At 62.6% G+C, this 15,346-nt stretch carries 13 protein-coding genes; 7 read left to right on the top strand and 6 right to left on the bottom strand.

Going from position 1 to position 15,346, the window contains the following annotated elements; all coding sequences use genetic code 11:
• Positions 1-94: 94 nt before the first annotated feature.
• Both recN and PQQ95_RS03640 read right to left on the bottom strand, forming a co-directional pair.
• The gene (recN, locus tag PQQ95_RS03645; protein WP_408434975.1) at positions 95-1,765 is read right to left on the bottom strand and encodes a DNA repair protein RecN; all 1,671 of its coding nucleotides are present in this window, start codon (positions 1,763-1,765) and stop codon (positions 95-97) included.
• Positions 1,766-1,929: 164 nt separating this feature from the next.
• On the bottom strand, positions 1,930-2,832 hold the full coding sequence (locus PQQ95_RS03640) for an NAD kinase (RefSeq protein WP_408434973.1): 903 nt from the start codon (positions 2,830-2,832) through the stop codon (positions 1,930-1,932).
• Between the two features lie 354 nt (positions 2,833-3,186).
• Here PQQ95_RS03640 and hrcA point away from each other — a divergent pair, with 354 nt between their 5' ends.
• The 3 genes from hrcA to PQQ95_RS03625 all read left to right on the top strand — a co-directional run bounded on the left by hrcA (position 3,187) and on the right by PQQ95_RS03625 (position 5,867).
• Positions 3,187-4,206 carry a heat-inducible transcriptional repressor HrcA gene (hrcA, locus tag PQQ95_RS03635; protein ID WP_120346113.1) on the top strand — a complete coding sequence of 340 codons (1,020 nt, stop codon included), beginning with the start codon at positions 3,187-3,189 and terminating at the stop codon, positions 4,204-4,206.
• Between the two features lie 174 nt (positions 4,207-4,380).
• Positions 4,381-5,451: a ferrochelatase gene (gene hemH / locus PQQ95_RS03630; RefSeq protein ID WP_408434971.1), complete on the top strand. Its 1,071-nt coding sequence runs from the start codon at positions 4,381-4,383 to the stop codon at positions 5,449-5,451.
• A gap of 8 nt (positions 5,452-5,459) precedes the next feature.
• Positions 5,460-5,867 carry an RNA-binding S4 domain-containing protein gene (locus PQQ95_RS03625; RefSeq protein ID WP_408434969.1) on the top strand — a complete coding sequence of 136 codons (408 nt, stop codon included), beginning with the start codon at positions 5,460-5,462 and terminating at the stop codon, positions 5,865-5,867.
• On the opposite strand, the gene PQQ95_RS03620 is transcribed toward PQQ95_RS03625, so the two are convergent.
• Positions 5,839-6,000: a hypothetical protein gene (locus PQQ95_RS03620; protein ID WP_012431795.1), complete on the bottom strand. Its 162-nt coding sequence runs from the start codon at positions 5,998-6,000 to the stop codon at positions 5,839-5,841. The two genes, PQQ95_RS03625 and PQQ95_RS03620, sit on opposite strands and share 29 nt — an antisense overlap.
• 382 nt (positions 6,001-6,382) lie before the next feature.
• On the opposite strand from PQQ95_RS03620, the gene grpE reads away from it, so the two are divergent.
• The 4 genes from grpE to PQQ95_RS03600 all read left to right on the top strand — a co-directional run bounded on the left by grpE (position 6,383) and on the right by PQQ95_RS03600 (position 12,769).
• The gene (gene grpE, locus PQQ95_RS03615) at positions 6,383-6,967 is read left to right on the top strand and encodes a nucleotide exchange factor GrpE (protein WP_408434968.1); all 585 of its coding nucleotides are present in this window, start codon (positions 6,383-6,385) and stop codon (positions 6,965-6,967) included.
• Between the two features lie 454 nt (positions 6,968-7,421).
• Complete coding sequence (dnaK, locus tag PQQ95_RS03610) at positions 7,422-9,374, top strand: molecular chaperone DnaK (protein ID WP_408434966.1); 1,953 nt, start codon at positions 7,422-7,424, stop codon at positions 9,372-9,374.
• 266 nt (positions 9,375-9,640) lie between these two features.
• Positions 9,641-10,783 carry a molecular chaperone DnaJ gene (gene dnaJ, locus PQQ95_RS03605; protein ID WP_175052138.1) on the top strand — a complete coding sequence of 381 codons (1,143 nt, stop codon included), beginning with the start codon at positions 9,641-9,643 and terminating at the stop codon, positions 10,781-10,783.
• Positions 10,784-10,807: 24 nt separating this feature from the next.
• Complete coding sequence (locus PQQ95_RS03600) at positions 10,808-12,769, top strand: chorismate-binding protein (protein WP_408434964.1); 1,962 nt, start codon at positions 10,808-10,810, stop codon at positions 12,767-12,769.
• Positions 12,770-13,226: 457 nt separating this feature from the next.
• Here the strand turns inward: PQQ95_RS03600 and panB are convergent, their stop codons facing one another.
• From panB to folK, 3 genes are read right to left on the bottom strand one after another with little or no spacing between them, the layout of a single operon-like run.
• On the bottom strand, positions 13,227-14,042 hold the full coding sequence (gene panB / locus PQQ95_RS03595) for a 3-methyl-2-oxobutanoate hydroxymethyltransferase (RefSeq protein ID WP_408434963.1): 816 nt from the start codon (positions 14,040-14,042) through the stop codon (positions 13,227-13,229).
• Positions 14,043-14,077: 35 nt separating this feature from the next.
• Positions 14,078-14,758 (bottom strand): deoxynucleoside kinase, encoded by a 681-nt coding sequence (locus PQQ95_RS03590; protein ID WP_408434961.1) that lies wholly within the window; start codon positions 14,756-14,758, stop codon positions 14,078-14,080.
• A complete protein-coding gene (gene folK, locus PQQ95_RS03585) occupies positions 14,755-15,303 on the bottom strand; it encodes a 2-amino-4-hydroxy-6-hydroxymethyldihydropteridine diphosphokinase (RefSeq protein WP_408434959.1) in 549 nt (182 codons plus the stop codon). The genes PQQ95_RS03590 and folK overlap by 4 nt, the downstream gene beginning before the upstream one ends.
• Between the last annotated feature and the right edge of the window lie 43 nt (positions 15,304-15,346).

The following is a 15,346-nucleotide window of genomic DNA, read 5'->3' as shown; positions in this document are numbered from 1 at the left end:
GTTGCGCTTTGCGCAACTCAGTAGGGGCAGGGACCGCCGCCGACCTTGCCTTGTGCTGGCAGGAGGCGGCCACGATGGTTTGCCGCCTGCGCTTCTAGGCTGCCAGCATTTCCTTCGCATGCTTGCGCGTCGTCGCGGTGATCTCCAGCCCGCCCAACATCCGCGCGACTTCTTCGACGCGACTCGCGCGGTCGAGCGAGGTCACGCTGCTGACCGTGCCGCCCTTGCCGTTGCCCGACTTCGCCACCTGGAAGTGGTGATCGCCACGCGCGGCAACTTGCGGCAAGTGCGTGACGCACAGCACCTGACGTGCTTGTCCCAGTTGATGCAGCAATCGTCCAACCACTTCGGCCACGCCGCCGCCGATCCCCGTGTCCACTTCGTCGAAGATCAGGGTGGGTGTCGGGCTCGCGGCGCTCGCAATGACAGCCAGGGCGAGACTGATCCGCGCCAGTTCGCCACCTGACGCGACCTTCGCGAGCGGCCGCAGCGGCACACCGGCATGACCGGCGACGCGAAATTCGACTTGCTCGAGCCCGTGCGCGCCGCCTTCCGGCAACGGCACCAGCGCCACTTCGAAGCTGCCGCCTTTCATCGACAATTCCTGCATGCCCGTGGTCACGGCTGCGCCCAGGGCCTTTCCGGCTTTGGCGCGCGCCTTCGAGAGCTTTTTCGCTTCGGCGAGGAAGGCTTCTTTGGCTTTGGCTTCGGCCGCGTGCAGGCTGTCGAGATCGGCTGCGGCGTCGAGCGCGGCCAGTTGCGCGCGACGCGCCTCGTGCTCTTCCGGCAGCGTCTCGGGTTGCAGGCGGAATTTGCGTGCGGTCGAGTGCAGCGCATCGAGACGCTTTTCGACCTGGGCGAGCCGGTCGGGATCCAGTTCGAGCTTCTGCGCGTAGTGGCTGAGCGAATAGGCCGCTTCCTGCAACTGGATTTCCGCCGGCTCCAGGGCGGCCAGCACGTCGTTCAGCGCCGGGTCGATTTCAGCGAGGTCGCGCACCTTCGACACGATCGAGGCGAGATGCGTGATCATCGCCTCGTCCGATTCGGAGAGCGCGCCGAGCGCCCCTTGCACGCCGTCGATCAGATTGGCCGAGTGCGACAGGCGCCGGTGTTCGGCGTTGACCTCTTCCCATTCGCCCGGTTGCGGCGACAGTTTGTCCAGTTCGGTGAGCTGCCAGGCGAGACGCTCGCGCTCCAGTTGCAGCTCGCGGTCGCGCGTTTGCGCATGCTCGACGGCCTGAACCTTTTCCCGCCACGACCGCCATGCACGCGTGACGGTTGCAGCGGTTTCCGTGAGGCCGGCGTGGGTGTCGAACAGTTCGCGTTGCGCGTCCGGACGCATCAGCAACTGGTGCGCATGCTGCCCGTGAATATCCACCAGCATCTCGCCGACTTCACGCAACTGCGCGAGCGTCGCCGCCGTGCCGTTGATGAACGCGCGCGAGCGGCCGGTCGCATCCACCACGCGACGCAGCATCACGGTGCCGCCGTGGTGATCGTCGTCGGCGGTTGCGCCGAGCGCCTGCTCGTCGAGCCATTGATCGACTTGCGCATGCGTCTCGAACTCCGCGGTGATGTCGGCACGGCTCTCGCCGGTGCGCACCACGTTCGCATCGGCGCGGGCGCCGAGCGCGAGGGCCAGTGCGTCGATCAGGATCGACTTGCCGGCGCCTGTTTCGCCTGAGAAAACGGTAAAGCCGCTGTCGAATTCGAGATCGAGCGCGGCGACGATGACGAAGTCGCGTATCGAGAGGTGGCGAAGCATGGAGGTCGTCTGATGAGCGTGATGGTCAGGGTTCGGCAGCGGCGGCGTTCGCGTTCCGGGAGACGACCTTCCGGGGGCCTTCCGAGAACCGGCCTTCCGGCGGCTGGCGTTTCGGGGGCAGGCCATCCGGGGGCCGGCGTTCCGTATTCCGGCGGTCCGGCCGCTCAGGGCTTGGGATCTTCTTCGTGCGACGGGTATTCGTTCCAGTGCAGCTTCTTGCGCAGCGTCGCGAAATGGCTGTAGCCGACCGGGTGCAGCATCGGCACCGTATGACGCGAGCGGCGCACCTCGATCGTGTCGGCCAATTCCAGCGAAGTGAACGACTGCATGTCGAAATTGACGTTTACTTCGCGGCCCGAGACGATCTGGATGCTCACCTTCGAGTCGTCCGGCAGCACGATGGGCCGGTTCGACAGCGCGTGCGGCGCGATCGGCACCAGCACGATGCCTTGCAATTGCGGATGCAGGATCGGCCCCTGCGACGACAGTGCATAGGCGGTCGAACCCGTGGGCGTGGCGACGATCAGGCCGTCCGAGCGCTGGTTGTACATGAAGCGCCCGTCCACCGAGACATGCAGCTCCGCCATCCCCGAGAAACCGCTACGGTTGACCACCACGTCGTTGAAGGCAAGGGCGTGATAGATCGGCGTGCCGTCGCGCATGATGCGCGCTTCGAGCAGCATGCGTTCTTCGCGCTCGAAGTTGCCGGCGAGCATTTGCGGCACGATCTCGCGCATGTCGGAGATCGGAATGTCGGTAATGAAGCCGAGCCGCCCGTGGTTGATGCCGATCAGCGGCGTGCGATAGGGCGCAAGCTGACGGCCAATGCCTAGCATCGTGCCGTCGCCGCCTAGCACAATGGCAACGTCGGCGCGCGCGCCGATCTCGGCGGGACGCAGCGCCGGATAGTCGGTGACGCCGATTTCGGCGGCGGTGTCGGCTTCGAATACGACCTCGAAGCCGCGCCTCGCGATGCACGAGGCGAGCGCGGTTAGCGGCTCGCCAATGCCCGGCGTATTGTTGCGCCCGACGAGCGCGACGGTCTTGAACTGGCTGGTCACTTGCATGCCGGCATTACACCATAGGTAGGGCCTGAAAAGAACCGCAGGCAGACCCGGTAGCAGGCCGGCGCAAGTGCGCTGGCAGCGTATTGGGCGATTATCGTTAGAATGGTGAAACCTTGATGACATGCGCGCCGGCTGGAGTCCGGCGGCGTGCCGCCAGCGGACCCGGCACAATGGTGGCCGGCGAGCCGCAGGGCATGAGCCTGGGCGACACGCCGGCGATGACGCTGGACCCAGCGCCAGTCAAGGCGCCGCACAGAATAACAGGCTTCACTCCGCCAACCGGCGGTGCGATAGCCAGAGGTTGGCGCCGTTAGCGCTCGCTGTAGTCGTTTCATTGAGCTAAAATTTTCCGTCATGCTAGATCCCCGCGCACAGACCCTCCTCAAAACGCTGATCGAGCGCTACATCGCCGAAGGTCAGCCGGTCGGCTCGCGCACGTTGTCACGCTATTCCGGCCTCGAACTGAGCCCGGCAACGATCCGCAACGTGATGTCCGATCTCGAGGACCTGGGGCTCGTGATCAGTCCGCATACTTCGGCGGGCCGGATTCCCACGCCGCGCGGCTACCGGCTGTTCGTCGACACCATGCTGACGGTGGAATCCGCCGCCGACGAAGAAGCGGTGATGCGCACCGTCAAAACCACGCTGCAGGCCGGCGAGCCGCAGAAAATCGTCGCCGCGGCGGCCAGCGTGCTGTCCAATCTGTCGCAGTTCGCCGGTGTGGTGCTCACGCCGCGGCGCAGCCACGTGTTCAAGCAGATCGAATTCATGCGCCTGTCGGACAAGCGCATCCTGCTGATCATCGTGACGCCCGAGGGCGACGTGCAGAACCGCATCATGGCAACCCAGCGCGACTTTTCTCCGTCGCAACTGGTGGAAGCCTCCAATTACATCAACGCGCACTTCGCGGGCCTTTCGTTCGACGACGTGCGCCGCCGGCTGCGCGAAGAAATCGACGAATTGCGCGGCGACATGACTACGCTGATGCACGCCGCGGTCACAGCCAGCACGGACGAATCCGATACCGGCGAGACCGTGCTGATTTCCGGCGAGCGCAACCTGCTCGAAGTCGCCGACCTGTCGTCGGACATGGCGCGCTTGCGCAAGCTGTTCGATGTGTTCGACCAAAAGACCAGTCTCCTTCAATTGCTCGACGTGTCGAGCCACGCCGCGGGCGTGCAGATTTTCATTGGCGGCGAGTCGAATCTCGTGCCGATCGAGGAAATGAGCGTCGTCACCGCGCCTTATGAGGTGAACGGCAAGATCGTCGGCACGCTCGGCGTAATCGGGCCGACCCGCATGGCCTACAACCGCGTGATTCCGATTGTCGACATCACCGCGCGGTTGCTTTCCCTGACGCTCAGTCAGCAGTAAGCGGCGGTATCTGCCGGCAGCGGCACCTCTTGCTGCACATGATGCGTGACGGCGCGCGGCTTGCCAATTGGCCGAATGGCCAGGGGTCCCTGGCGGACCTTGCAATGGACCGCGCCGCTATAATGAATTCCACCTGAACCGACTCTCCGCCCAAAGCGGTTACTCCTGCTGCCTATGCGCTTCGACCTCGAGCGGCCATCGCAGAACGCCACGTCACACCGTGTCGCCGTGTTGCTGATCAATCTCGGCACGCCCGACGCGCCGACGCCGCGTGCGGTCCGGCGCTATCTTGCGCAGTTCCTGTCCGATCCTCGCGTGGTCGAAATTCCGGCGCTGCTCTGGCAGGTGATCCTGCGCGTGTTGATTTTGCCGTTCCGGAGCCCCGCGTCAGCGAAGAAGTACGCGGCTGTGTGGATGCCGGAAGGCTCGCCGCTGCGCGTCTTCACGGAGAAGCAGGTGGAAGGGTTGCGTCATCTGCTGCAATTGAACGATTACACGGTGCTGGTCGACTACGCGATGCGCTACGGCACGCCCGGCATTCCGGCCATGCTGAACCAGCTCAAGCTGGCGGGGGCGGAGCGCGTGCTGCTGGTGCCCATGTATCCGCAATACTCGTCGTCGACCACGGCCACGGCTTTCGACGACGCCTTTTCAGCCCTCAAGCGCATGCGCAATCAGCCGGAAATTCGCACGGTGCGGCAGTACGCCGATCATCCGGCGTATATCGCCGCGCTCGCCGCTCAGGTGCACCATTACTGGCATCAGCACGGCCGGCCGGACTTCGCGGCGGGCGACAAGCTGGTGCTGAGTTTTCACGGCGTGCCCAAACGCACAATGGATCTTGGCGATCCGTACCACGAGCAATGCCAGCAGACCGGCGCGCTGTTGACACAGGCGTTGGGATTGACGCAGGTGGAATGCCGTATCACGTTTCAGTCGCGCTTCGGCAAGGCCGAGTGGCTGCAGCCGTACACCGCGCCTACGCTGAAGGAATTGGGCTCGGCGGGCGTTCGGCGTGCCGACGTGTTCTGTCCGGGCTTTACCGCCGACTGCCTTGAAACGATTGAAGAAATCGGCATGGAAGTACGCGACGAGTTTCTGCAGGCGGGCGGCAAGGAGTTCCATCGGATTCCCTGCGTGAACGCCTCGCAACCGTGGATCGCCGCGCTCGGCGAAATCGTCGCGCAGAATCTGCAGGGCTGGCCCGTGCAAGCGGTGCCAGTGCCGCACACGACTGGAGCTTGAGCAGGCTCATGAATTACAGGATTTCAACCGAACCGGGCGCGAAGCTGCGCATCGACAAATGGCTTTGGGCGGCGCGCTTCTTCAAGACCCGCTCGCTCGCGGCGGATGCCGTCGACAAAGGGCACGTGCGCATTGGCGGCGCGAATGTCAAGCCGGCCAAGGATGTGCGCGTCGGCGACCTGGTCGAGATCGAGATCGAGCGGATTGTCTGGCAGGTGGAAGTGCTGGGCGTATGCGACGTGCGTGGCCCGGCCAGCGTCGCGCAGACCCTTTATGGAGAAACCGAAGAGAGCAAAGTGAAGCGGCAGGTCGAGCAGGAGCGGCGCAAGACATACCGCGAACCGGCCGCCGCTTTGCACGGCAGGCCGACCAAGCGCGACCGGCGCACTATCGACAAACTTTCAGGTGGGGATTGAACAATTGTTCCATCGTCGCGTGCACACCGCCGTATTCGGTGGTGTGATCGTTGACGGCCCCGGACATGCAGATGGTCGTGGTGCCCGCGATCAGTACCAATGCGACCACCGATATTGCAAAGGTCAGTTTCACGGTACTCCCCTTGGGAAGATTCAGGACGGAAACAGGCGAATCAGGTGGATTGAAAAATGTCGGTAAGGCTTACGTTAGATTAGGGTTAACGTGTCTTTTCCGACGCTTTATTGGAGCATAGGCCACTTGTCGGGCGCACTCAATCTCAATCTCAATCTGATTGCGACGCAATAAGGGTTGTAACCGGGCATTTCTGCCGGCCGCTCACGGTGTGAAAAGTTCCGCGAGAGGCGCTTGAATTGGGTCTTTCCGGCCCCATCTGCCGTTTCGATACGCGTTAACGTACCAAGTTGTCTGTCGCAATTTTGCAACGCACAAATTGCGGCCGCTTTGACGCGTTGCCGCCACCGATAGCTTTAACTTTTTAACGACTTTCAGCGACATGGAAAACACGCAAGAGAACCCGACGAGCCAGAATCCCACGCCCGCCGACGAAACCGCGCGCCAGGCCGCCGAGGCTGCGGCATCCCAGCAGGACGCGGCTGCAAACGCAGCGCCTGAAGCGCCGGCAACCGGCGCGGAAGCCGCATTGGCCGAAGCCGCGGCGAAGCTTGCCGAAATGCAGGAAAACTTCCTGCGTGCGAAGGCGGAGACAGAGAACGTGCGCCGCCGCGCTCAGGAAGATGTCGCCAAGGCCCACAAGTTCGCGATCGAAAGCTTCGCTGAGCATCTGCTGCCGGTGGTCGATAGCCTCGAAGCCGCAGTTGCGCACTCGTCCGACGACCTGCAAAAAGTCCGCGAAGGCGTCGAACTCACGCTGCGCCAGCTCTCCGGCGCGCTGGAGAAAGGTCGCGTCGTCGCCTTGAACCCGGTTGGCGAGAAGTTCGATCCGCACCGTCATCAGGCTATTTCGATGGTGCCGGCCGATCAGGAACCGAACACCGTCGTCGCTGTGCTGCAAAAAGGCTTCGTGATCGCCGACCGCGTGCTGCGTCCGGCCCTCGTGACCGTCGCCGCGCCGAAGTAAGCAGCCCATGCTGCGGCACGGGCCGCAGCAGAAGCCGTTTGTCAGCCAGTCAGCCAGTCCGCCTGACACGTGCCGTCATAGCCGATATTCCCGTCGTCGCCGCCGCGGTCATGCTTTGCAGCGTGACCCATCTTTCTTTTACCGAGGCAAGCGGCTCGATCGGGTAACCGGCGTGCACCGTCTCGGGCAGTCCGCGGCTGCGACTGTGGCCGTGTGAGGCAACGCAGGACAAGATTCGTGCAGCCACGGTGGCCGGCAGCACGGCAGATGGTGAAAAAAGCGGCAAAAGTTCGGCCGATTGAAAAAATTAAAGACCGCATCGCAAAAGAGGTCTTGAAAACGATGCGGACGCACTTATGTTGAGTGCAGGCAGGAATTCAGAGCGGATCGCCGTACCGCCAGATGGGCAAAAACGGCGATTCCCGCAGCGATCAAAGTCAGGAGATTAGTAAAAATGGGCAAAATCATCGGTATCGACCTTGGCACGACCAACTCGTGCGTGGCGATCATGGAAGGCAATTCGGTCAAAGTGATCGAGAATTCGGAAGGCGCGCGCACCACGCCGTCGATCATCGCTTACATGGAAGACGGCGAGATTCTGGTCGGCGCGCCTGCGAAGCGTCAGTCGGTTACGAACCCGAAGAACACGCTGTACGCGGTTAAGCGCCTGATCGGCCGCCGCTTCGAAGAAAAAGAAGTGCAGAAAGACATCGCGCTGATGCCGTACAAGATCATGAAGGCCGATAACGGCGATGCATGGATCGAAGTGCGCGATCAGAAGCTCGCGCCGCCGCAAATCTCGGCGGAAACGCTGCGCAAGATGAAGAAGACCGCTGAAGACTACCTCGGCGAGCCGGTCACCGAAGCTGTGATTACGGTTCCCGCGTACTTCAACGACAGCCAGCGCCAGGCGACCAAAGACGCAGGCCGCATCGCCGGTCTGGAAGTGAAGCGGATCATCAACGAACCGACCGCGGCTGCTTTGGCGTTTGGTCTGGACAAGGCCGAAAAGGGCGACCGCAAGATCGCGGTGTATGACCTGGGCGGCGGTACGTTCGACGTGTCGATCATCGAAATCGCCGACGTTGACGGCGAAATGCAGTTCGAAGTGCTGTCCACGAACGGCGATACGTTCCTCGGCGGTGAAGACTTCGACCAGCGCATCATCGATTACATCATCGGCGAGTTCAAGAAGGAACAAGGCGTCGACCTGTCGAAAGACGTGCTCGCGCTGCAACGCCTGAAGGAATCGGCTGAAAAGGCGAAGATCGAACTGTCGTCGAGCCAGCAAACTGAAATCAACCTGCCGTACATCACGGCCGACGCCTCGGGTCCGAAGCATTTGAACCTGAAGATCACGCGCGCCAAGCTGGAAGCACTGGTTGAAGAACTGATCGAACGCACGATCGAACCTTGCCGCATGGCGATCAAGGATGCAGGCGTGAAGGTCGGCGAAATCGACGACGTGATTCTGGTCGGCGGTATGACCCGCATGCCGAAGGTGCAGGAAAAGGTTAAGGAATTCTTCGGCAAGGATCCGCGCCGTGACGTGAACCCGGACGAAGCCGTCGCCGTTGGCGCCGCGATTCAAGGTCAGGTTCTGTCGGGCGACCGCACGGACGTTCTGCTGCTCGACGTGACCCCGCTGTCGCTCGGCATCGAAACGCTCGGCGGCGTGATGACGAAGATGATCAACAAGAACACCACGATCCCGACCAAGCACGCACAGGTCTACTCGACGGCTGACGACAATCAGGGCGCCGTGACGATCAAGGTGTTCCAGGGTGAACGCGAAATGGCGGCGGGCAACAAGCTGCTGGGCGAGTTCAACCTCGAAGGCATTCCGCCGGCACCGCGCGGCACGCCGCAGATCGAAGTGAGCTTCGACATCGACGCGAACGGCATTCTGCACGTCGGCGCGAAAGACAAGGCGACCGGCAAGGAAAACCGCATCACGATCAAGGCGAACTCGGGTCTGTCCGAAGCCGAAATCGAGAAGATGGTGAAGGACGCCGAAGCGAACGCTGAAGAAGATCACAAGCTGCGTGAATTGGCCGACGCCCGCAACCAGGGTGACGCGCTGGTCCACAGCACGAAGAAGGCGCTCACCGAATACGGCGACAAGCTGGACGCCGGCGAGAAGGAAGCGATCGAAACCGCGCTGAAGGACCTCGAAGAAACGCTGAAGAGCGGTTCGAGCGACAAGGCCGCGATCGAAGCCAAGATCGAAGCCGTGGCCACCGCCTCGCAGAAGATGGGCGAGAAGATGTACGCCGACATGCAGGCTGCGCAAGGTGCCGAAGCTGCGGCAGCGGGCGCGGCAGGTGCGGGCGCATCGGCGGGTGGCGCAAGCCAGCAGCAGGACGACGTGGTCGACGCCGAGTTCAAGGAAGTGAAGAAAGACTAAAGCCGGGTCGCAATCTGACCGTAAAGCCGCACACAGCGATGTGTGCGGCCTGGCTGCAAAACGGTTTGCTCCCGTCCGGGTGCATGAACCTGCAAAGCGGTTATCGCGCCTGGTGAGCCTTTTTGGGCTCTCCGGGCACATTTGTTTTATGGAGGGCGTTGTTTGAGCCGCGTAAAAACGGTGTGAACAGCGGCCGGACGAGTCGCAAGACTCCAGCATTCAAGAGGAGCCACCGCGTCGCATTGCGCGAGTGGCGTTGAACCGATATGGCGAAACGGGATTACTACGAGGTTCTGGGCGTCGCAAAGAACGCGAGCGACGACGAAATCAAGAAGGCTTATCGCAAGCTTGCGATGAAGCACCACCCCGACCGCAATCCGGGCAACAAGGATGCGGAAGAGCATTTCAAAGAGGTGAAGGAAGCCTATGAAATGCTCTCGGACTCGCAAAAGCGTGCCGCGTACGATCAGTACGGCCACGCGGGCGTCGATCCGAACATGGGCGGAGCCGGTGCGCAAGGTTTCGGCGGTTTTGCCGATGCGTTCGGCGATATTTTCGGCGACATCTTCGGCCAGGCGGCCGGCGGCGCCGCGCGCGGCGGTGGTGGCCGTGCCGGTCCGCAGGTGTATCGCGGCGCCGATTTGCGCTACAGCATGGAAATCACGCTGGAACAGGCCGCGCACGGTTACGACACGCAGATTCGCGTGCCGAGCTGGGTGTCGTGCGAAATCTGTCACGGCTCGGGCGCGAAGCCCGGCACCAAGCCGGAAACCTGCCCGACCTGTAGCGGTTCGGGTTCGGTGCGGATGTCGCAGGGTTTCTTCAGCATCCAGCAGACTTGCCCGAAGTGCCATGGCACCGGCACCTATATCCCTGAACCGTGCGGCCACTGCCACGGCGCGGGCAAGGTGAAGGAAACCAAGACGCTGGAAGTGAAGATTCCGGCAGGTATCGACGACGGCATGCGCATCCGCTCGGCCGGCAACGGTGAGCCTGGCATCAACGGTGGTCCGTCGGGTGATCTGTACGTCGAGATTCACATCAAGCAGCACTCGGTGTTCGAGCGCGACGGCGACGACCTGCACTGCCAGATGCCGATTCCGTTTACCACGGCGGCACTCGGCGGCGAAATCGAAGTGCCGACCCTCGCGGGCCGCGCGAGCTTCACGGTGCCGGAAGGTACACAATCGGGCAAGACGTTCCGTCTGCGTGGCAAGGGTATCAAGGGGCTGCGTTCGAGCATTGCCGGCGATCTGTACGTGCACGTGCAAGTCGAAACGCCGGTCAAACTCACCGAATCGCAGCGCGAGTTGCTGCAGCAATTCGAGAAGGCACTTGTGGAAGGCGGCGCGCGGCATAGCCCGCAGAGCAAGAGCTGGTTCGATCGGGTGAAGAGCTTCTTCGATTAATAGCGGTTTGATGTGGCGGTAAGCATGACGGCAGATGAGCGCGGCGCAGTGTTCGCGTTGCTCGACGACTGCGACGCGACGGCGGCGCGCCGTTCGAGTCGTCTGTACACGGGTTTTATGCATGAACGGGTTTGTGCGGACGCCGCGCAACTTGAGGTCGTGTGTGAGACCGTGGCCGCGGACACACGGCGTGGTTTGCATGCCGTCGTGCTCGCCGACTATGAGTTTGGCCGGCATCTTCTGGACAGCGGCCTTTCTCACGAGGCATTGAAAGAAACGCAGCGTGGCGATGCCACGCTGCGTTTTTTATTGTTCGAACGTTGCGAGAAGTTGTCGCGCGACGAGGTCGACGCGTGGCTCATGACGCGCGACGGCGGAGCGGCTGAGGCATCGGTGGCGGGTACGGCAAACGTGCGTGCGAGCGTCGATCCACAGCAATTCAACAAGGCGATCGATGCGATCCATGCCGCCCTCCGCGCGGGCGATTCTTATCAGGTGAACTACACGTACCGGCTTGGTTTTGACGTATTTGGCTCGCCGACCGCGTTTTATCGGCGGCTGCGCGCGCGTCAGCCGGTGCCATACGGCGCGTTGATTGCGTTGCCGGGCGGCGAGTGGGTGCTCTCGTGCTCGCCGGAGTTGTTCGTCGAGAAGGAAGGCGAGCTATTGCGCGCCCGTCCGATGAAAGGCACGGCGCCTCGGTCGGAAGATCCTGACGCGGATCGCGCTGCGGCTGACTTCCTCGCCAACGACCCGAAGAATCGCGCCGAAAACGTGATGATCGTCGACCTGTTGCGCAACGATCTGTCGCGCGTGGCGCAGACTGGGTCGGTGAATGTGCCGGCGCTGTTTTCGGTCGAGCCGTATGCGTCGGTTTGGCAGATGACGTCGAGCGTGCATGCGACGTTGCGCGCCGGCACGTCTTTCGCCGAGATCCTGCGCGCGCTGTTTCCATGCGGCTCGATTACCGGTGCGCCGAAGCATCGCACGATGCAATTGATCGAGGCGCTCGAAAGCACACCGCGTGGACTTTACACGGGCGCGATCGGCTGGCTCGACGCGCCCTTGAGCACAGCAAGCAACACAAGCAACACAAGCAACACAAGCAACACAAGCAACACAAGCAACACCGGCACCACCGGCACCACCGGCAACACCGCTTGTGGCGACTTCTGCCTGTCCGTCGCGATTCGAACCTTGACCTTAACCCCGGCCGCGCAACCGGGTGAGTTGCATGGCAAGATGGGCGTCGGCGCGGGCATCGTGCTCGACAGCGTCGCCACCGACGAATATGCGGAATGCCAATTGAAGGCCAGCTTTCTAACCGGCGCTGAGCCTGGCTTCGAGCTTTTCGAAACGATGTATGCGACGCGGGAAGAGGGCGTGCGGCATCTGTCGCGACATTTCGCGCGGCTTTCGGCGAGCGCCGCAACGCTGGGTTTCAAACTCGACGACGAAAACGAAATTCGCACGCAAATCGCGGAGAAATGTGCGGCATTGCCGACGCAAACCCCGCACCGTCTGCGCCTCGCATTGAGCAAAAACGGCACGGCCCACATAACGGCGGCAGTGCTGACGCCGCTGGCCGACTCGACGGTCGGCGTGCTGCTCGGACCGGATCATGATTTTCCCGCGACGGACGCCAATGATCCGCTGCTGCGCCACAAAACCACGCGCCGCGCCGAATACGATCGCGGTTGGCGCGAAGCCGAAGCGAAGGGCGCATTCGATACGCTGTTCTTCAACGAGCACGGCGAGTTGACCGAAGGTGGCCGGTCGAACGTGTTTGTGAAGCTGGCGGGGCGGTGGTGGACGCCGCCACTAGAATCGGGCGTGCTGCCCGGGATCATGCGCGGGGTGTTGCTGGAGGATGCCGGTCTTCACGCGACTGAGCGCGTGCTGACTCGCGCCGATGTGCGGAATGCCGAAGCGCTTGTGGTGTGCAACGCACTGCGAGGGGCGGTGAAAGCGCGCGTGCTGGGCTAAGACTAAGAGGCGATTGCCGCAAGGCAAAGGTGCCTAACAAGGACCCCACGCTGCCTGCTTCGGATATCACATACCGCCCGACCGCTCAACGAACGGCTCAACCGTGGCGAACAATAGTAAGTAGGCCATCCAACTTCGGATACCGCATGCCGCCACAGCCGCCGACAACGAGCCACTCAACCATGGCGAACATGCAATAAGCGAGCGATCCACCCAGGCAGTCGTGCGTGCCAGCTGGATTCCCACACATCGTGCGGCGCGGTGGCGTGGTTGCGGATTTCCGCTACGTCGATCAGGCAAAAGGGGCTCATGGTCATCTCTCTTCGTCTCGCGGCAGCGCCGCGTTAATGGGTAGACGAAGATAGACGACCACGTTTTCAGACGATATCGGACGGGTCCCAAACAGGCGCGACCGCAACCGCCCCCGACCGAGGTAGCCCGTGATCCGACCGCGTGATCAGAACGTGTGCTCAGGCCCCGGGAATGAGCCGTCCTTCACGGCACGCACATACGCTTCCACCGCAGCCTGGATGTTCGCCTGCCCCTGCATGAAATCTTTCACAAAGCGCGGCCGCTTGCCGGGGAAAATCCCCAGCATGTCGTGCAACACCAGCACCTGACCCGAGCAATCCGGACCCGCGCCGATGCCAATCGTCGGAATCCGCAACTGCTTCGTGACTTCGCTGCCGAGCAGCGTCGGAACCGCCTCTATCACGACCAATTGGGCGCCCGCATTCTGCACGGCGAGTGCGTCGCGCAGCATCTGGCTCGCGCCGGCGTCGGTCTTGCCCTGCACCTTGAAGCCGCCGAACGCATGCACCGATTGCGGCGTCAAACCGATGTGCGCACACACCGGAATCGAGCGTTCGACCAGAAAGCGCACCGTCTCCGCGAGCCACTCGCCACCCTCGAGTTTCACCATCTGCGCGCCGGCGCGCATGAGTTCCACGGAGCTCCTGAAGGCGTCTTCCGGCGTGCCGTACGTCCCGAACGGTAAATCGGCGACCACCAGCGCCGAAGGCTGCGCCCGCGCGACGCTCGCCGTGTGATATGCGATGTCGGTGAGCGTGACCGGCAGCGTGGTCGTCTGGCCTTGCAGCACATTGCCGAGCGAGTCGCCGATCAACAGCACGTCGACGCCCGAGCGATCCAGCAACGCGGCGAAGCTCGCGTCGTAACAGGTCAGCATGGTGATCTTTTCGCCAGCGTCGCGCATCGCCTGCAGTTTCGGCACGGTGATGGCGCTCCGACTCGCTTCCTGCAAATAGGTCATGGGGAAATCCGTTGGAAAAAGGAGGGGCGCGCCGCTTAAAGCGACGTGCCTTTGACAAAGAATTCCTTGCGGCCGCGCATGGTTTCGATGCGTTCGGCGAGTAGCGCAAGGTCCGCGTCCGAGTCGAGCGGATTCAGGTGTTCAGCGTTGACCGTCAGCACGGGCGTGCGGTCGTAATGATAGAAAAACTCGTTGTAGGCGTCGCAGAGCGCGTGCAGATACGCATCGGAAATCTGCAGTTCCATGGGCACCGCGCGTTTCTGGATGCGTGCGAACAGCACTTCGGGACTGGCCTGCAGATAAACCACGAAATCCGGTGCCGGCGCGCTCACGTCGAGTCGCGCGGCGAGCGCGCGATAGAGCTGCCACTCGTCTTCCTGCAACGTCAGACGCGCGAAAATCTCGTTCTTCTGCGTCATGAAATCAGCGATCAGCGGTGTGCCGGCCACATGCGCGGCCACCACGTCTTGCGCCTGCTGCGCGCGCTGCAAGGCGAAGTGCAATTGCGCGGGCAGCGCATAACGCGCGGTGTCGCGATAAAAGCGCTCGAGAAAGGGATTGTCCTGGGGCCGCTCGAACAGTTCCTGCATCGACCAGCGCTGGGCGAGCCGCCGCGCGAGTGAGGTCTTGCCGACGCCGATCGGCCCTTCGATCGCGAGATAGCCAAAGGGCGGCCGGAGTTGCGGCGCGGTGACGGTGAGCGGCGGCGAATTCATTCGCAACGGCCCTTGTCCCCAGCAGGGGCGCCGGCAGTCAATGCATTGAGCATCGGGCACTGGCACGGGCCCTTCACCTTTTCGATGCGTTGATCGCTCACGCTAACCAGCAGCGCCTCGGCGCGGCCGTGTTGCGGGATGATCAGTGCTGGATCGATCTCGACGAGCGGCACCAGTGCAAAGGCGCGTTCGATCAAACGCGGATGCGGCACGATCAGATCGGCTTCGTCGATCGATTGATCGCCGTAGAGCAGGATGTCCAGATCGAGCGTGCGCGGGGCGTTGCGAAACGGCCGTTCACGGCCGAACTGATGCTCGATCTTGTGGCACAGCGCGAGCAGATGCCGCACGGGGAGCGTCGTTTCAACCTTCACGACGCAGTTGAAATAGTCGTCACCGCCCGCGTCGATCGGGGCAGTGCGATAGAGGCTCGACTTGGCGAGCACGGAGATGGTGTGCTGTTGTGCCAGGCACACCACCGCGTCTTTCAGGGTCTGGCGCGCGTCCCCGAGATTCGCGCCGAGGCCGAGATAGGCAACCGTCATGGCATAACTTCCTGCAACTATCGTTCGACGGCAACAGCCAACG

Origin of the sequence: Paraburkholderia caffeinilytica (genome assembly GCF_046030355.1) — a bacterium.
Taxonomy (GTDB): Bacteria; Pseudomonadota; Gammaproteobacteria; order Burkholderiales; family Burkholderiaceae; genus Paraburkholderia; species Paraburkholderia caffeinilytica_B.
The sequence above is the reverse complement of the archived record's forward strand: the minus strand, read 5'-3'. Positions and strand labels throughout refer to the sequence as shown.

Bases quoted from the DNA above. Each gene is read 5' to 3' on its own strand.
- folK (WP_408434959.1), bottom strand. From the start codon at position 15,303: ATGACGGTTGCCTATCTCGGCCTCGGCGCGAATCTCGGGGACGCGCGC.
- PQQ95_RS03600 (WP_408434964.1), top strand. From the start codon at position 10,808: ATGACGGCAGATGAGCGCGGCGCAGTGTTCGCGTTGCTCGACGACTGC.
- hrcA (WP_120346113.1), top strand. From the start codon at position 3,187: ATGCTAGATCCCCGCGCACAGACCCTCCTCAAAACGCTGATCGAGCGC.
- PQQ95_RS03590 (WP_408434961.1), bottom strand. From the start codon at position 14,758: ATGAATTCGCCGCCGCTCACCGTCACCGCGCCGCAACTCCGGCCGCCC.
- recN (WP_408434975.1), bottom strand. From the start codon at position 1,765: ATGCTTCGCCACCTCTCGATACGCGACTTCGTCATCGTCGCCGCGCTC.
- PQQ95_RS03625 (WP_408434969.1), top strand. From the start codon at position 5,460: ATGAATTACAGGATTTCAACCGAACCGGGCGCGAAGCTGCGCATCGAC.
- grpE (WP_408434968.1), top strand. From the start codon at position 6,383: ATGGAAAACACGCAAGAGAACCCGACGAGCCAGAATCCCACGCCCGCC.
- dnaK (WP_408434966.1), top strand. From the start codon at position 7,422: ATGGGCAAAATCATCGGTATCGACCTTGGCACGACCAACTCGTGCGTG.
- PQQ95_RS03640 (WP_408434973.1), bottom strand. From the start codon at position 2,832: ATGCAAGTGACCAGCCAGTTCAAGACCGTCGCGCTCGTCGGGCGCAAC.
- dnaJ (WP_175052138.1), top strand. From the start codon at position 9,641: ATGGCGAAACGGGATTACTACGAGGTTCTGGGCGTCGCAAAGAACGCG.
- panB (WP_408434963.1), bottom strand. From the start codon at position 14,042: ATGACCTATTTGCAGGAAGCGAGTCGGAGCGCCATCACCGTGCCGAAA.
- hemH (WP_408434971.1), top strand. From the start codon at position 4,381: ATGCGCTTCGACCTCGAGCGGCCATCGCAGAACGCCACGTCACACCGT.